This window comes from Synechococcus sp. RC10B2 (assembly GCF_047502635.1).
In genome coordinates this window covers 36,516-50,236 of the sequence record NZ_JANSHO010000044.1, presented here as the reverse complement: position 1 = coordinate 50,236, position 13,721 = coordinate 36,516, and the positions used below count along the sequence as shown (strand labels likewise).

15 protein-coding genes are annotated in these 13,721 nt (G+C 59.6%); 4 read left to right on the top strand and 11 right to left on the bottom strand.

Going from position 1 to position 13,721, the window contains the following annotated elements; all coding sequences use genetic code 11:
- Positions 1–40: 40 nt before the first annotated feature.
- Entirely contained in the window at positions 41–346 is a 306-nt protein-coding gene (locus NW855_RS05425) for a hypothetical protein (protein ID WP_011430410.1), read from the bottom strand.
- 127 nt (positions 347–473) lie between these two features.
- On the opposite strand from NW855_RS05425, the gene NW855_RS05420 reads away from it, so the two are divergent.
- Positions 474–1,643, top strand: coding sequence for a lipid-A-disaccharide synthase-related protein (locus tag NW855_RS05420; protein WP_011430409.1), 1,170 nt, complete (start codon positions 474–476; stop codon positions 1,641–1,643).
- On the opposite strand, the gene NW855_RS05415 is transcribed toward NW855_RS05420, so the two are convergent.
- The 5 genes from NW855_RS05415 to NW855_RS05395 all read right to left on the bottom strand — a co-directional run bounded on the left by NW855_RS05415 (position 1,640) and on the right by NW855_RS05395 (position 7,120).
- Positions 1,640–3,007 (bottom strand): cytosine deaminase, encoded by a 1,368-nt coding sequence (locus NW855_RS05415; RefSeq protein WP_414402334.1) that lies wholly within the window; start codon positions 3,005–3,007, stop codon positions 1,640–1,642. The genes NW855_RS05420 and NW855_RS05415 overlap by 4 nt on opposite strands.
- Positions 3,000–3,329, bottom strand: coding sequence for a YggT family protein (locus NW855_RS05410; protein ID WP_011430407.1), 330 nt, complete (start codon positions 3,327–3,329; stop codon positions 3,000–3,002). The genes NW855_RS05415 and NW855_RS05410 overlap by 8 nt, the downstream gene beginning before the upstream one ends.
- 162 nt (positions 3,330–3,491) lie before the next feature.
- The gene (locus tag NW855_RS05405) at positions 3,492–3,866 is read right to left on the bottom strand and encodes a hypothetical protein (protein ID WP_011430406.1); all 375 of its coding nucleotides are present in this window, start codon (positions 3,864–3,866) and stop codon (positions 3,492–3,494) included.
- A 42-nt stretch (positions 3,867–3,908) separates the two neighbouring features.
- Positions 3,909–5,681 carry an ABC1 kinase family protein gene (locus tag NW855_RS05400; protein WP_011430405.1) on the bottom strand — a complete coding sequence of 591 codons (1,773 nt, stop codon included), beginning with the start codon at positions 5,679–5,681 and terminating at the stop codon, positions 3,909–3,911.
- A 152-nt stretch (positions 5,682–5,833) separates the two neighbouring features.
- Entirely contained in the window at positions 5,834–7,120 is a 1,287-nt protein-coding gene (locus NW855_RS05395) for a glucose-1-phosphate adenylyltransferase (protein ID WP_011430404.1), read from the bottom strand.
- Between the two features lie 117 nt (positions 7,121–7,237).
- Between NW855_RS05395 and NW855_RS05390 the strand changes: the two genes are divergently transcribed.
- The 3 genes from NW855_RS05390 to sat all read left to right on the top strand — a co-directional run bounded on the left by NW855_RS05390 (position 7,238) and on the right by sat (position 9,815).
- Positions 7,238–8,020 carry a ParA family protein gene (locus tag NW855_RS05390; RefSeq protein ID WP_011430403.1) on the top strand — a complete coding sequence of 261 codons (783 nt, stop codon included), beginning with the start codon at positions 7,238–7,240 and terminating at the stop codon, positions 8,018–8,020.
- A 128-nt stretch (positions 8,021–8,148) separates the two neighbouring features.
- A complete protein-coding gene (locus tag NW855_RS05385; RefSeq protein WP_011430402.1) occupies positions 8,149–8,520 on the top strand; it encodes a hypothetical protein in 372 nt (123 codons plus the stop codon).
- Between the two features lie 113 nt (positions 8,521–8,633).
- Complete coding sequence (sat, locus tag NW855_RS05380) at positions 8,634–9,815, top strand: sulfate adenylyltransferase (protein ID WP_168173349.1); 1,182 nt, start codon at positions 8,634–8,636, stop codon at positions 9,813–9,815.
- Between the two features lie 298 nt (positions 9,816–10,113).
- Here the strand turns inward: sat and NW855_RS05375 are convergent, their stop codons facing one another.
- From NW855_RS05375 to pstA, 5 genes are all read right to left on the bottom strand, one after another.
- Positions 10,114–10,290: a hypothetical protein gene (locus tag NW855_RS05375; RefSeq protein WP_168173350.1), complete on the bottom strand. Its 177-nt coding sequence runs from the start codon at positions 10,288–10,290 to the stop codon at positions 10,114–10,116.
- A 295-nt stretch (positions 10,291–10,585) separates the two neighbouring features.
- Entirely contained in the window at positions 10,586–11,020 is a 435-nt protein-coding gene (locus tag NW855_RS05370; RefSeq protein WP_011430399.1) for a hypothetical protein, read from the bottom strand.
- Positions 11,021–11,063: 43 nt separating this feature from the next.
- Positions 11,064–11,891, bottom strand: a complete 828-nt coding sequence (locus tag NW855_RS05365) for a TlyA family RNA methyltransferase (protein WP_099887110.1) — start codon at positions 11,889–11,891, stop codon at positions 11,064–11,066.
- Between the two features lie 65 nt (positions 11,892–11,956).
- Complete coding sequence (gene pstB, locus NW855_RS05360) at positions 11,957–12,784, bottom strand: phosphate ABC transporter ATP-binding protein PstB (RefSeq protein ID WP_414402335.1); 828 nt, start codon at positions 12,782–12,784, stop codon at positions 11,957–11,959.
- 36 nt (positions 12,785–12,820) lie between these two features.
- The gene (gene pstA / locus NW855_RS05355) at positions 12,821–13,720 is read right to left on the bottom strand and encodes a phosphate ABC transporter permease PstA (protein WP_414402336.1); all 900 of its coding nucleotides are present in this window, start codon (positions 13,718–13,720) and stop codon (positions 12,821–12,823) included.
- Between the last annotated feature and the right edge of the window lies 1 nt (position 13,721).

The following is a 13,721-nucleotide window of genomic DNA, read 5'->3' as shown; positions in this document are numbered from 1 at the left end:
TTTTTTACTGTAAGTTGAAACGGTTTCTCTGGCACCTGTCCTAGCCTTTGTCCGAAAAGGAGGCAGGCTGTTGCCAAAGGGCGTTGAGGAAAGCTTGCTGTGGCGTGTGTCCCCAGGCAAACTCACGGGGGCCGATCCCTTCCGGCAGGTAGGCCCAAGCATAGCACTCGCAGGCAGGAAAGTAGCGGATCTCCCACCAGGGCTGGCCGGCGGCCACATCCTTCACCGCCCGCCAAAAATACCCCCGCTGACGGGTAAGACGGGTCTCGACGAAGTAAGGGCCTTCCAGGCGCAAAGCTTCCACCGCTGCAATAAACTCGGCTCGTTGTCGCTCATTTCGAATCATTACCCTGGCTTCCCCTCGCAGGTTGGCTCTATTTTAAGAAGAGATTTTTGGTAAGCTACAGGGTTCTGCTCGTTTAGCTCGAATGGAGGCGGCAACACCCCAGAGTTGAACTCCCATCCTCTACCCAATGAATCCACAGAATTTGTCGCGGGTGCTGTGCCTGAGCAATGGCCACGGGGAAGATGAGGTGGGCAGTCGCATCGCCCTGGCCCTGACCGGCCTGGGGATCTCGGTGCAAGCCCTGCCGATTGTGGGGGAAGGCACCGCCTATTGCCGCCGCGGCATCCCGCTGCTGCCCCTGACCCAGGTGATGCCTTCAGGGGGATTTATCTATCAAGATTGGCGGCAGTTGTGGCGGGATCTGCGCGCTGGCTTGCTGGGCCTGACGGGGCGGCAACTGGCTTTGGTTCGCCGGGCGGCGGCTCAGGTCGAGCTGGTGCTGGCGGTGGGGGACATTGTGCCTTTGTTAATGGCCTGGTGGAGCGGCAGCCCCTACGTCTTCGTGGGCACAGCCAAGTCGGACTATTATTGGCGGGACGAACAAGGGCCCTACCGACGCGCTTGGCTGGGACAGCCGGTTTCCGATTACCTGCCCTGGGAGCGCTGGCTCATGGCCCGCAGGCGCTGTCGCGGCTCCTTCTTGCGAGATGAGCTGACGGCCACCGCTCTGCAAAAACGGGGCCTCCGGGCTTTCTACCTGGGCAACCCGATGATGGATGACCTGGAGCCGCGGGGAGAATTGCCTTTGGATCCCGACCGGCCCGCGGTGCTGCTGCTGCCGGGATCCCGCCCGCCGGAAGCCTACCGCAACTGGGCCTTGATGATGCAGGTGGTAGAGCAACTGCCGCCGGAAATCCAAGTTTACGCCGCCCTCAGCCCTAACCTGGAGCGGAACCCCCTTCAAGAGCGGATCCCTGCTCGACGCCGCGACCTGCTCCTGGTGTGGGGAGATTTTGGCACCTGTGCTCACCGGGCAACAGCGGTGCTGGCCATGGCGGGGACGGCCACGGAACAATGCGTGGGCCTAGGGAAGCCGGTGGTCACCCTGCCGGGGGAGGGGCCGCAATTTACCCCCCGCTTTGCCGAAGCTCAAACCCGTCTCCTGGGATCCGCAGTCCACCTCACTTCACCCCAGCAGGCCCCTGCCGTGCTCTGCCGGATTCTGAGCCGCCTGGCCAGCGATCCCGCTTACGCCGACCAACTGCGAGCCCACGGGCAGCGGCGTATGGGATCCCCTGGCGCTGCTCAGCGCATTGCCGCCCAGATTAAAGCCTGGCTCCCCAACCCCGCTGGCTAAGTCCGCCCCACCCTCTCCATCAAGTCGTCCAGCTCTGCGTAGTCCGGCAGCGCCGTGTCGATGGGCTGACCTTGGCGCAGCACCACCCGGTCGTGCTGGGGTCGGGAAAGCAGCTCGTCAAACCCCCGCCCCTTGAACAGCACCAAGTCTGCCGGCAGGCCCACCCCAATCGCCCCGGCCTCTACCAAGCCCATCATGCGGGCCGGGGTGGCAGTGATGGCCTGCGGCCAATCCCCATAGGGGGTGTCCAGGTGCAGGATGCGGGTGGACTCCCGAAACACTTCTAGGCCATCGTGATCTCCAAAGCCGTAGAAGGGATCCCGGCAGTTGTCGCTGGCGATCATCACCGGCACGCCCAAGGCTTTGAGCTCGTGCAGCAGCGTCACCCCCCGCCAGCGGGGCGTGTGGCCGGGGCGGCGGTCTTGCAAATAGAGATTGCACAGGGGCAGGCTGACCACGGCGATCCCCGCCTCCTTCACCAGGGCCATGGTCTGGTGGGCCACCTGCGGCGGCTGCACCGCCAAACTGCAGCAGTGGCCGCACACCACCTGGCCTGCAAACCCATGGCGCAGGGCTGCCGCTGCCACATGCCGCAACGTCAGGGATTCAGGGTCGTCTGTCTCATCGGTATGAAAATCCAGATCCAGCCCCCGCTCCTGGGCCAGGGCAAACACCCGCTCCAACTGCTTATCCAGCTCCGGCCCCATCGCCGCCACTCCGCCCAGGATCCCGCCCAGCTCCGCCACCTTGTCCGCCAGCTTCTCCCCTGCCGGTGTGAGAAAAACATCCAAGTAGGTCAGCGTCACCGCCTGCAGCTCTAGCCTGCCCGCCCACTCTCGGCGCAACTGGGCAAAGACTTCCCAGCTCACCTCGGCTTGAGGGCCCTCGCAAACCAGGTGGGTGCGCACCGCCTGGGATCCATGGGCGTAGCTGCAGCGCAGGCCAAAGTTGCAGCGGCGGTAGACATCCTGCCAAAGTTTTTCTCGCCTGCCGGCGTAGGCCCGCTCCATCTTGGCCCAGTCTTCCTGCTCGGCCCGGGTGGCCCCGGCAAAGGTGCCGTCGGGGTTGGGGCTGCGCGGCCACACGTGCCCTTTGTCCAGGTGGGTGTGGATATCGACAAAACAGGGCCACACCTGGCCCCGCCTTAGAGCTACACTCGGGATTCCCTGGGGCGGGATCCCTGTGGCCGCTCGGATATGGCCAATTCGCCCTTCCCTAATCTCCAGATCCAGCAGCACCAAGCCCTCTCGGTTGGGAACCGCCGCTGGCACCACATCCTTCAGCACCGAGATGGGAACTTGGGCATTCAGCAGCCAGTAGCGGGCAGCGCCAGGGATCTGCACAGTGGTACAGCAATTAGGCAAACTGGCCCACCACCTGCATGGCAAAGCTCAGCAAAATAAAGGCCAACCAGGGGGAGAAGTCCAGGCCGCCGATGGGGGGGATGAGGCCGCGGAAGAGGTTGAGATAGGGATCCGTGAGCTGGCTGAGCACCGACAGAATGGGGTTAGACCAGTTCAGTTGCGGGAACCAGCTCAGCAAAATCCGCACAATCAACAGCGCGTTGTAAATGACGATGAACTGGTAAAGGGAGCGAAACAGCAAAGACGCGGCACTGCCGTAGACCAGCCCCAGAGAGAGGCCGTCTGTCCAAGGGAGAGGGAGCAACAAAGGGCTGAGCATCATGGTTAGAAACAGCGAGGGAACAACTCTTCAACAACTTAAGCGCTGTCGGCAGAGGCAGACCTGATCCAGGAGAGCAACTCAGCCGAGAGGCGAGAACGCTGGCACTCCCCAGAGGAGAAAGCCAGTGCCGCCTCTAGTTTGGCATGGACAGGGGTCCCCTGCTTAAGGCTTTTCCTCGACAGCGCTAGAAGATATCTCCTTGACGAGCAGTTGTGCGCGGGTGGCCTGGATCGCCTCGTTCAACTCGGCAATCTTGGCTTCGAGGGTGCGGCGGGCCTGGGCAATCCGCTCTGTTTCCTGTTCCCACTCCCTCCAGTCGCCGGAGCTGGGCACAGCCGGCTCACCCGAGGCTCGGAGGCGCGGTCGTTCAGGAGGGACAGAGGTGCCGTTGAGACGGTCGGGATCCCGGCGCTGGCCTTCGGCGGATCCCTTGCTTAGTCGGGGGGCCAGCACAAAGGCGATCACCCCGCCGATGATCCCGCCCAACACAGCGCCGGCTACCACACCGGCAATGAAGTCGCCTTTCTGATCTGCCACGCTTTTGTCCAGCTCACCAAACTTAAGCTATCTTTTTCCGTTTTACCTTTCCTGTCCCACTCCCGCCAGCCAATTCGGCCAGGGCTGGGGAAGTCGCCAGGGGCTGAGCCGCTCCAGGTGGGCCTGCACCTGTTCCCTCAACTCGGCCAAAGTATGTTGCAGATCGCTGGTTGAGGGCAGGGATCCCAGTGCCGCCTGCCAGAGGTGAGTTGGAGACAAGTCGGGGCTGATCACATGCCACAGCCGCTGCAGCTCCTCAAAGTGAAGGCGGTCATCTTCCGTGAGAGAAAGCACCAACTGGCGGCGCAGTTCACGGGCCTCCTCCGACATCAGGTAGCGCAAACCCATGCGGGCGGTGGGTACCCAATCCAGCCCCCCATCGCTGCGGGCAATTTGGATCAGGTTCTCCAAGCGGTTCCAGCGGAACTTGCCATCTTTAATTAGCACTTGCAGCAGCCGCTGGCGAATGCGGGGCGATTCGTCCGTCAGCAGGCGCTTGGCCACATAGGGATAGGCCACGCCGACAATGCGAAACTGCGGATAGAGGCTGAGGGCCACCCCCTCTTGGGTAACCAAAGAGCGGATGACCAACGCAAAGTGGGAGGGCACCTGAAAGGGGTAGCGGTACATCAAATCGGAGAACTGGTCGGTGGCGGTTTTGAAGTTAAAGTTGCCCACCTCCTGGTTCAACACATCCGCCAACACCGTCTCCAAAGCAGGGATCAGCTCTTGACGGTTGACATCCGGCTGTAAAAAGCCCAAGTGAATAAAATCGTCGATCAAGGCGTCGTAGTCGCGATCCACCAGGTGAACCAGCGCGTCCACCAGGTACTCCTTCATTTCTTCGGTGAGCTGATCCATCATGCCAAAGTCGATGTAGGCCAGGCGGCCATCGGGGAGGGCAAACAGGTTGCCCGGATGGGGATCGGCGTGGAAAAAGCCGTATTCCAGCAACTGCTTCAGTCCGGCCACCACGCCGATGCGCACCAGTTGTTTCACCTCCAAGTTGGCCGCCCGAATGCGCTCCACATCGGTGAGCTTGATGCCGTCAATCCACTCCAGGGTCAACACCCGGCGGGTGCTGTAGGCCCAAAAGATGCGCGGCACATACACATCGGGATCGCCGCGAAAGTATTCGGCAAAGCGCTCGCAGTTCCGTCCCTCCTGCAGGTAGTCGATCTCCTCAAACAGCTTGCGACCAAACTCATCCACCACCGCCGTCAAGGTGTTGCCCAGGTTCAGGGGCAGCCAAGGCCCCAGCCAGGTGGAGGCCCAGCGGATGAGGTACAGATCCAGGCTCAGCCGCTCCCGCAGGTGGGGCCGTTGCACCTTCACCGCCACCCATTCGCCACTGTGCAGTTGCGCTTTGTAAACTTGGCCCAAGCTGGCGGCAGCCACCGGCTCGGGCGAGATCTGGGCGTAGATCTCGGTGATCGGACGGCCCAACTCTGACTCAATGCGGGCAAACGCCTCCTGGGAAGGAAAGCTGGGCAATTGATCCTGCAGCTTGGTGAGCTCTTCCAAGTAGTCTTTGCGCACCAAGTCCGGTCGCGTCGAGAGGGCCTGCCCCACCTTGATGAAGGTAGGCCCTAGGTCAGTGAGCAGCTTGCGCAACTGCTCTGCCCGCTGGGGCACTTTGCGATCGCCCTGTCCCCAAAGCTGATCCCAGCGTAGACAGAGAACAAACCAGAGGAGGGGCCAGAGAATGGCCAGCGCCCGACCCATCACCCGGAGCAGGCGCCAGCGGTAGTAACGAGTGATGAATTGCGGATCGTAAACTTCTAGGTCGGCAATGGAGGAAATCCTGTTAACCACGCTCAAGGGATCTCACAATCTGTTTTTAAAGCTCTTAATATCTATCGTAATCTATCGTAATGGCAAAAGCCTCTTGTTTTCTCTTATCTTGCTTAACAGCGCCTCCTCAGCGTTCGCCAGCCAGGTTCTCGGCCAAAGCCGGCTTCCCCCGATCAAATGACGGTGTTGTCCGGGATCACCGAGTCCTTGATGATGGTGACGATGCCGTTGCTGATCCAGATCCCTTCCTCTTCCCGCTGCGCTTCGCTGACGTGATCCTTGTTGAGGATGCGGACATTGCGCCCGATGCGGGCGTTTTTGTCCACGATGGCGTTGACGATGTGGGAGTTGGCGCCGATGCCCACCGGTGGGATCCCAGCCTCCAGCTTGGCCTGCCGCTCTTCTGCCGACTCGTAGTAATCGGCCCCCATGACCAGGGTATTCTCTACAATGGTATTGGCCTCCAGGCGGCTGCGAATGCCGATGATGGAATTGCGAATTTGAGCATTTTTGATGATGCAACCGTCGGCAATCATGGAGTTGACGATCTGGGAATCGAGGATTTTGTTGGGGGGCAAAAAGCGTGGGCGGGTGTAGATGGGCATTTCGCTGTCAAAGAAGCTGAAGGGAGGGTTGGGCTGCTGCACCAGCGCCAGGTTGGCTCGATAAAAAGCCTCGATGGTGCCGATGTCCTCCCAGTAGCCCTTGAACGGGTAGGCCTGCAGATGGTACTTGCCGATGGCTGACGGCAGCACCTCTTTGCCGAAGTCGGTGTGCTCCTTCACCTTCAGCATCTCGATGAGGGCCTCCCGCCTGAATACATAGATGCCCATCGAGGCGATGTAGGGCTTGGCTTTGGCCTCTTCCGGGCTGAGGCCGAGGGCTTGGGTATCCACCTGACAGGCTTTCAGCAGCTCCCCTTGCGGCTTTTCTTTGAAATCGACGATCCGTCCATCGGCGTCGATCTTGAGCAAGCCAAAACCCGAAGCCACTTTTTCTTCGCAGGGGAGCACCGCCAGCGTCACATCGGCTCCGGTTTGCCGGTGATAGTGAATAAAGGGGCGGTAGTCCATGCGGTAGAGGTGATCCCCCGATAGGATGAGGAAGTCCCGCGGCTTCCAGGAGTCCATCAGCCAGAGATATTGGCGCACAGCGTCGGCGGTGCCCTGAAACCAATCCGGGTTATCGGGCGTCTGTTGGGCCGCTAAAATATCCACAAAGCCGCCTGTGAAGGGAGACATGCGGTAGGTGTTGATGATGTGGCGGTTGAGGGAGGCGGAGTTGAACTGGGTGAGGACGTAGATTTTATCAATATCAGAATTGATGCAGTTGCTGACCGGGATGTCGATGAGGCGATACTTGCCTGCCAGAGGCACAGCAGGTTTAGCACGGCGCTTGGTCAGGGGATAAAGTCGGGTGCCACGCCCACCGCCCAGGATAATCGCCAGTACATCGCGCATGGTTGTCCTCCACCAGGCTACACCCAATAGCATAGACTGCTGCGGCGGCACCTGACCCAATCTGGCCAAGGGGAATCGGGAAATCGGAAGCGCCTGAAACAAACCCTGGGGAAGCTGATGGCACGCGTCCTGGCTTTTACCAACAACAAAGGGGGCACCGGCAAGTCCACCCTCTGCGTCCACGCGGCTCAGTTAACGGCTCAACGGGGCTACCGAGTTCTGCTCATCGATCTCACCTCCCAAGCCACCGCCAGCAGCCTTTACCTGGAAGAGGCCGGATCCCTGCCCCCCGAGGAAACGGTTTGGGCCAGCCTGCACCCGCAGTACCGACGTCCTTTGGAAGAGGTGATCTATTGCACCGACAAGGGGGTGGATGTGGCGCCCTCCCACAGCACCATGGCGGAAGTGGCGGCCCAACTGGCGGCTGCTGGCGACTCCGGGCAAGACCTGTTGCAGCATCAGCTCGCTCCCCTGCTGCCGGATTACGACTTTGTCTTTCTCGATACGCCAGGGGAACTGAACGCCCTCACCGCCAACGCCCTGCGGGCGGCCCGGCGCGTGTTGATCCCGACACGGCTCAACCGCGTCGACTTCTCTTGTACAGAGGTGACCCTGCGCTATGTCGAGTCCCTGAAGGGCGAGTTGAGCCAAGTCCGCGCCATCTTGACCATGCTGGACGACCGCTACTTGCCAGGGGGCATCTGGTCCGGATCCCATACCGGGCAATTGTATGTGCAAGCGCAACAGATTTTTGCGGATGTGCTTTCACCCGTTACCATTCCAGATAGCAGCGATTTGCGCACCGCTTTTGACTACGGCTTGACGGTCATGGACTATCGGCCTGGCTCGGTGGTGTGTCAGCGATTGGAGCAGTTTGTCGAACATGAGGTGCTCTTGTGACTGGATCGGACCGTAGCCTCTTTCCTTCTTCGGGAGAAACTTCCCGCACTCGGCGCAAGGCCAGTGCTAAAACCAGTTCAGAGCCCACCCCTGCAGAATCTACTCCCACGGGCGAGGAGCCGACAACGATGTCTTCTCAGTCTCCTACAGAACCAGCCCCAGAATCGCCGGACCTTGAAACCCTCAAAAGCCAACTGGCCGAAGCTCAACAACTTTTGCAGGACTACCAAAACAAAGTCTCTGCCCTGCAAGCTCAGCTACAGCAAGTCACTGCCCACCGCGACGAATTGCAGAAGGCGCTGGCCCAGTTACAGGCGGTGGCCGAGGAGCGGGCCAAGACCATTCAGGAACTGCAAAGCCGCCGAGGGCAAGTCGCACCTTTACCCAAGCCGCAACCCCAGCCTTCGCCTCTGCACGCGCAAAAGAAGATCATGAATCGGCCCATCTTTGACAACGTGTCGCCCACCGACGAAGATATGCCCCCCTACATGCTGGACTAGGCAGTTGGTACTAGTCTGGATTGCGCCGGAGGAAAGGAGGGTGTAGGGTTAGGGATCCCTGTCTGCTCGGTTGCCGTTCCGGTCTGCACGCTATGACTCCATCCCAGGCGAAGATGACTGTTTCTGGCGATGCCATTCCGCCCCACGGGGGCACCTTGGTCAACCGCATTGCCTCCCCTGAGCAGGCGCAGGAGCTGCGCTCCAAAGCTGAACACTGCCCCATCCTCCACCTCGACGAGCGGGCCCAGTCGGATCTGGAGATGATCGCCATCGGGGGCTTCAGCCCGCTCACCGGCTTCATGGGGCGGGAAGATTACCAGTCGGTTCTGGAGACGATGCACCTGGCCAACGGCCTGGCTTGGTCGCTGCCGGTAACGCTGCCGGTCTCTGCCGAGATAGCTGCCGATCTCAAGGAAGGGCAGACCATTGCCTTGGCCAATGCCGAGGGCAGGCTCTTGGGCCTGTTGGAATTGACCGAGAAGTTCACCTACGACAAAACCCGCGAAGCGCAGCAGGTCTACCGCACTACCGATGAGCAGCATCCGGGGGTGAAGGTGCTCTACCAACAGGGATCCGTCTATTTGGCCGGCCCTGTAACTCTCTTGCAGCGGGATCCCCATCCCCTTTTCCCGGCCTACCAGATCGACCCGGCCCAGTCGCGGCAACTGTTTCGGGAAAGAGGCTGGAAAACCATTGTCGGCTTTCAAACCCGCAACCCCATCCACCGCGCCCACGAGTACATTCAAAAGTGCGCTCTGGAAATCGTGGACGGGCTGTTTCTCCACCCGCTGGTGGGGGCCACCAAAAACGACGACATCCCCGCCGAGGTGCGCATGCGCTGCTACGAGGTGCTGATCGAAAAGTACTTCCCCAAGGAGCGGGTGATCCTGGCCATCAACCCTGCGGCCATGCGCTACGCCGGCCCGCGCGAGGCCATCTTCCACGCCCTCGTTCGCAAAAACTACGGCTGCACCCATTTTATTGTGGGCCGGGATCACGCCGGGGTGGGCAACTACTACGGCCCTTATGATGCCCAGCATATTTTCGATGAGTTCCGTCCCGAGGAACTGGGCATCATCCCCCTCAAGTTTGAACATGCCTTCTATTGCACCGTCACCGGCACCATGGCCACGGCCAAGACCAGCCCCAGCCAGCCCCACCAGCGCATCCACCTCTCGGGCACCAAGGTGCGGGAAATGCTGCGCCGCGGCGAGATCCCCCCGCCGGAGTTCTCCCGCCCCGAGGTAGCCCAACTGCTGGCCGAAGCTATGCGTGAGCGGGGACAGCCTGAGTAGGGGCAAAAAGAGCCTGCTCCAGCCCAGGCCCTCTGTGTTCTTGGGGAGTCGGCCAAGCTGAAATAGGGCGCTGCCTCCTTGCCTAGGCTGACTCCGCTAGATTGATCGTTGGGTTGCGGTCGCAGAGCCCCCAGGTATCAGCTTAAAACCGGTTCTGTACATGGGCATCACCGGCCAGTCCTCTGGCGCAGCCTCAGGGATACCAAACCATAAACAAACCCACGCCCAAAAGCAGGGGAAGGATGCTGCTCTCCTAGGAAACTCTCGCCAGGAAGCCCTCCATGGGCAGCAACAGACCTCATCCCGCCTCAAAGCGGAGCTGGTCGGGATCCACATAATAGCAGCGGGCATTGTCAACACAGATCAACGCCCAGCCATTTTGGTCAACATCGACCAACGTATACTCGGATTGAGGGATGAAGTGGCCCTGGTGGTTGCGGGTCTCGCCTTTAACCCAAACGGTCTGACGGTTCATCTTCAAGTTCCTCCAATTTACAGTCAAAGAAAATCAAAAGCAGAACTCAATTTCAATGCAAGTCGATGCAAGAAGTGTCACACCAAACAGAAACCCTTGCATCTCCTCAAAGCCCAACAAATCCACAGGCTTGCGTGGGATGCAAGCTAACTCACAGCGGTGCCCGAATACCGTCTTGCGATTTGGTAAGAGAAGTCTAGCACCAACTCTATGAGAATATTGTTAAAAGTTGCGGATTAAGTTGACAAGCTCTAGATTTTCCTAAATTCTTGTTGCAAAATCGGGTTAAGCCTGCTTAACCTGCTTGGTCTACTTCAAATAGCCATTGGTGCATCTTGCTCAACTGAGGCCAATTGGGACGGCGGTTCCCTCCCTCTGCCAAGTTAGATTTGACCCCCTCGATCTGCTCGGGATCCCGCGCCAAGATTTGCTTGATGATCTCCACCTGCTGGCGTACCCCTGTTTTTTTCAGCTCCAGCATCGCCAAAGTCAAGTTCACCCGCGGCTGGGCGTCCACCGGGTCTAGCTTCACAGCAGTTTGGGCAGCTTTCAGGGCTTTTTCCGCTTGCCCCTCCAAAAGATAGAGCCAGGACAAGCAAGTCCAGGCTGCTGCCGCCTTCGGGGATCCCTTACAAATGGCCTCGAAGGAAGGGATCAGCGTCTTGGCCGCTTCCCCCGCCTCGTAGCGCCGGATCCCTTCCTGAAACAATTCTTCAATGGCTGCGCTCATCGTTCTCAACTCGGCATAATGACGTATTGACAAGTGCACTACTTTATGGGTGTAAGGCTGCTCTTGCCTGTTCGCTCATCTGTTGTAGCGCACCGGTGTCGGGGAGAGGGATCCCTTCTCCTTCCGCCAGCCAGAGCCAGTACTCGATGTTGCCGGCAGGGCCGGTGATGGGCGACCACGTATAGCCCTGCACCTGCCAGCCGCGGGCCACCGCCGCCTGCATTACTGTCTGCAGCACGCGGGCATGGACGGCCGGATCCCGCACTACCCCCCTTTTGCCCACCTGGCCTCGGCCCGCCTCAAACTGCGGCTTGACTAGCAGCAAGGCTTCCCGCGGCGAGCGCAACAGCTTCCACAGAGGATCCAACACCTTAGTCAGGGAAATAAAGGAGAGATCCACCACTGCCAGATCCGGCCAGTTGGGAGTGGGCACCTCGGTTCCGTAGAGATCGGCTGGCTGAAGATAGCGCAAGTTGGTTCGTTCCCTAAGGATTACCCGCGGGTCAGTTCGCAAAGACCAGGCCAATTGGCCATAGCCCACATCCACCCCATAGACCCGCTGCGCCCCTCGTTGCAGGAGGCAATCGGTGAAGCCCCCAGTGGAGATGCCAGCATCCAAACAGATGCGACCCTGGACTTGAATGGGAAAAGCTTGCAGTGCCCCCTGAAGCTTTTCTCCTCCTCGCGAGACAAAAGCAGACTTGGCCTGGATGTGGACTACAGGATCTCCGCTTACCCACGTCCCGGCTTTTTCCGCCCGTACTCCGTTGAGGAAGACTTCTCCCGCCAAGATAGCCCGCTGCGCCTGCTGGCGCGAAGAAAAATACCCTCGCTCCACCAGCCAGGTATCCAGGCGGACTCGATCGGCCATGCCCTAGCCACTGGCCTTCCACTCCATCAAGATAGACGACCGGGATCCCTTCTGTCAGCCGCGACTTAGCCAAAGCGCCCGCTCACATACTCTTCCGTCTCGCGGTTGGCGGGAGAGTTGAAGATCTTCTCGGTGCGGTCAAACTCTACCATTCGTCCGTAGCGGATCCCTCTCTCGTCAAGTTCAGTGTTGAAGAAGGCAGTGAAGTCGGACACGCGAGCTGCCTGCTGCATGTTGTGGGTGACGATGATGATCGTGTAGCGACGGCCCAATTCCTTAAGCAGCTCCTCAATGCGCAGCGTAGAAATAGGATCCAGCGAGGCGCAAGGCTCGTCCATTAGAATTACCTCCGGCTGAATGGCCAGGGTGCGGGCAATGCAGAGGCGCTGCTGTTGTCCACCGGAGAGGGAAAGGGCGCTCATCCTCAACTTATCTTTCACCTCATCCCAGAGAACGGCCTGGCGCAGTGCCCGCTCCACGAGCTCGTCCAGATCCCCCTGGTAGCCATTAATCCGGGGCCCAAAGGCAATGTTGTCGTAGACGGATTTGGGGAAGGGGTTGGGCTTCTGAAACACTAGGCCAACCCGCCGCCGCACCTCAGAGGGATCCACATCCGGGTCGTAGATGTTTTTCCCGTGGAAGATAACGGAGCCTTCTACCCTTGCCCCTGGGATTAAGTCATTCATGCGGTTGAAGCAGCGCAAAATAGTGCTCTTGCCGCAACCTGAGGGTCCAATAAAGGCTGTGATGTGATTTTTCGGGATCTTCAGGGAAACCTGCTTAACCGCCAGGTGGGAGCCGTAGTAGACGCTCAGATCCCGCGTCTCTAGTTCAACCTCCAACCGGGTGGGTTGCTTAGGAGAGCCCGACTTGTCAGAGAGTGGAGAGCGCATAGGCGTGTTGAAAAGAAGATAACGTTGCTGCAAGGCTTAGATAGTGATGGCTTCTTGGCGACGACTCACAAGGAGCCGGAAACTGACGGTGGTAATCAGGACCAAAATCACCAGAGCCAAAGCCCCTCCCCAGGCAAGCTTCTGCTGGTTTTCAAAGGGGACAAGGGCAAAGTTGTAGATCAACACAGCCAGCGAGGCCACTGGCTTCAACAAACCGCTGGGCCAGAGAAAGCTAAACAAAGCCGTGAAGATCAGGGGCGCCGTCTCACCTGCAGCGCGGGCAATGGCCAACGTCACCCCCGTCAGGATCACCGGCAGAGCCGCTGGCAACACCACGCGAAACACCGTCTGCACTCGCGAAGCCCCCAACGCATAGGCAGCAGCCCGCGTATCGGCCGGCACCAGGCGCAGCGCCTCTTCACTGGACAAAATGATGATAGGCAGGGTCAGCACCGATAGAGCCATCCCGCCGGCAAGGGCCGAGAAGGTTTTGGAGGAAAGCACCAGCACCCCATAGGCAAACACCCCGGCAATGATGGAGGGAACCCCCGTCAACACCTTGATAACGAAGCGCAGAAAGGAGGCCGTGGGGCTGTTTTTGCCAAACTCCGAGAGATAGATGGCTGCGAATAGACCAATGGGGAATGTGATGGAGATAGCAATCGACACCACAATAATCGTCCCCAGCACCGCATTGCCAAATCCGCCCACCTGATCGCCCGGAGGAGGGGGAAGCTGGGTCAGCGTCTGCCAGTTCAGGCGCTCGATGCCCCTGGTGAAAACGTAGTAGAGGATGAGAGCCAGCACAAAAATGGCGAAGATGCTGGAGATAGTTGTCAGCGCTGTCATTCCTACATCCAAGAAGATGCGCTGCCAGGGCTTCGCTCTGCGCTTAAACAAATTGCCTTGCTCTACCGCCTGCACTTGCGCCGTCATG

What these genes read in the sequence shown, in the direction of transcription:
- NW855_RS05395 (WP_011430404.1), bottom strand. Translation starts at nt 7,120, where the DNA reads ATGCGCGATGTACTGGCGATTATCCTGGGCGGTGGGCGTGGCACCCGA.
- pstB (WP_414402335.1), bottom strand. Translation starts at nt 12,784, where the DNA reads ATGCGCTCTCCACTCTCTGACAAGTCGGGCTCTCCTAAGCAACCCACC.
- NW855_RS05365 (WP_099887110.1), bottom strand. Translation starts at nt 11,891, where the DNA reads ATGGCCGATCGAGTCCGCCTGGATACCTGGCTGGTGGAGCGAGGGTAT.
- pstA (WP_414402336.1), bottom strand. Translation starts at nt 13,720, where the DNA reads ATGACGGCGCAAGTGCAGGCGGTAGAGCAAGGCAATTTGTTTAAGCGC.
- NW855_RS05420 (WP_011430409.1), top strand. Translation starts at nt 474, where the DNA reads ATGAATCCACAGAATTTGTCGCGGGTGCTGTGCCTGAGCAATGGCCAC.
- NW855_RS05410 (WP_011430407.1), bottom strand. Translation starts at nt 3,329, where the DNA reads ATGATGCTCAGCCCTTTGTTGCTCCCTCTCCCTTGGACAGACGGCCTC.
- NW855_RS05425 (WP_011430410.1), bottom strand. Translation starts at nt 346, where the DNA reads ATGATTCGAAATGAGCGACAACGAGCCGAGTTTATTGCAGCGGTGGAA.
- sat (WP_168173349.1), top strand. Translation starts at nt 8,634, where the DNA reads ATGACTGTTTCTGGCGATGCCATTCCGCCCCACGGGGGCACCTTGGTC.
- NW855_RS05385 (WP_011430402.1), top strand. Translation starts at nt 8,149, where the DNA reads ATGTCTTCTCAGTCTCCTACAGAACCAGCCCCAGAATCGCCGGACCTT.
- NW855_RS05390 (WP_011430403.1), top strand. Translation starts at nt 7,238, where the DNA reads ATGGCACGCGTCCTGGCTTTTACCAACAACAAAGGGGGCACCGGCAAG.
- NW855_RS05375 (WP_168173350.1), bottom strand. Translation starts at nt 10,290, where the DNA reads ATGAACCGTCAGACCGTTTGGGTTAAAGGCGAGACCCGCAACCACCAG.
- NW855_RS05370 (WP_011430399.1), bottom strand. Translation starts at nt 11,020, where the DNA reads ATGAGCGCAGCCATTGAAGAATTGTTTCAGGAAGGGATCCGGCGCTAC.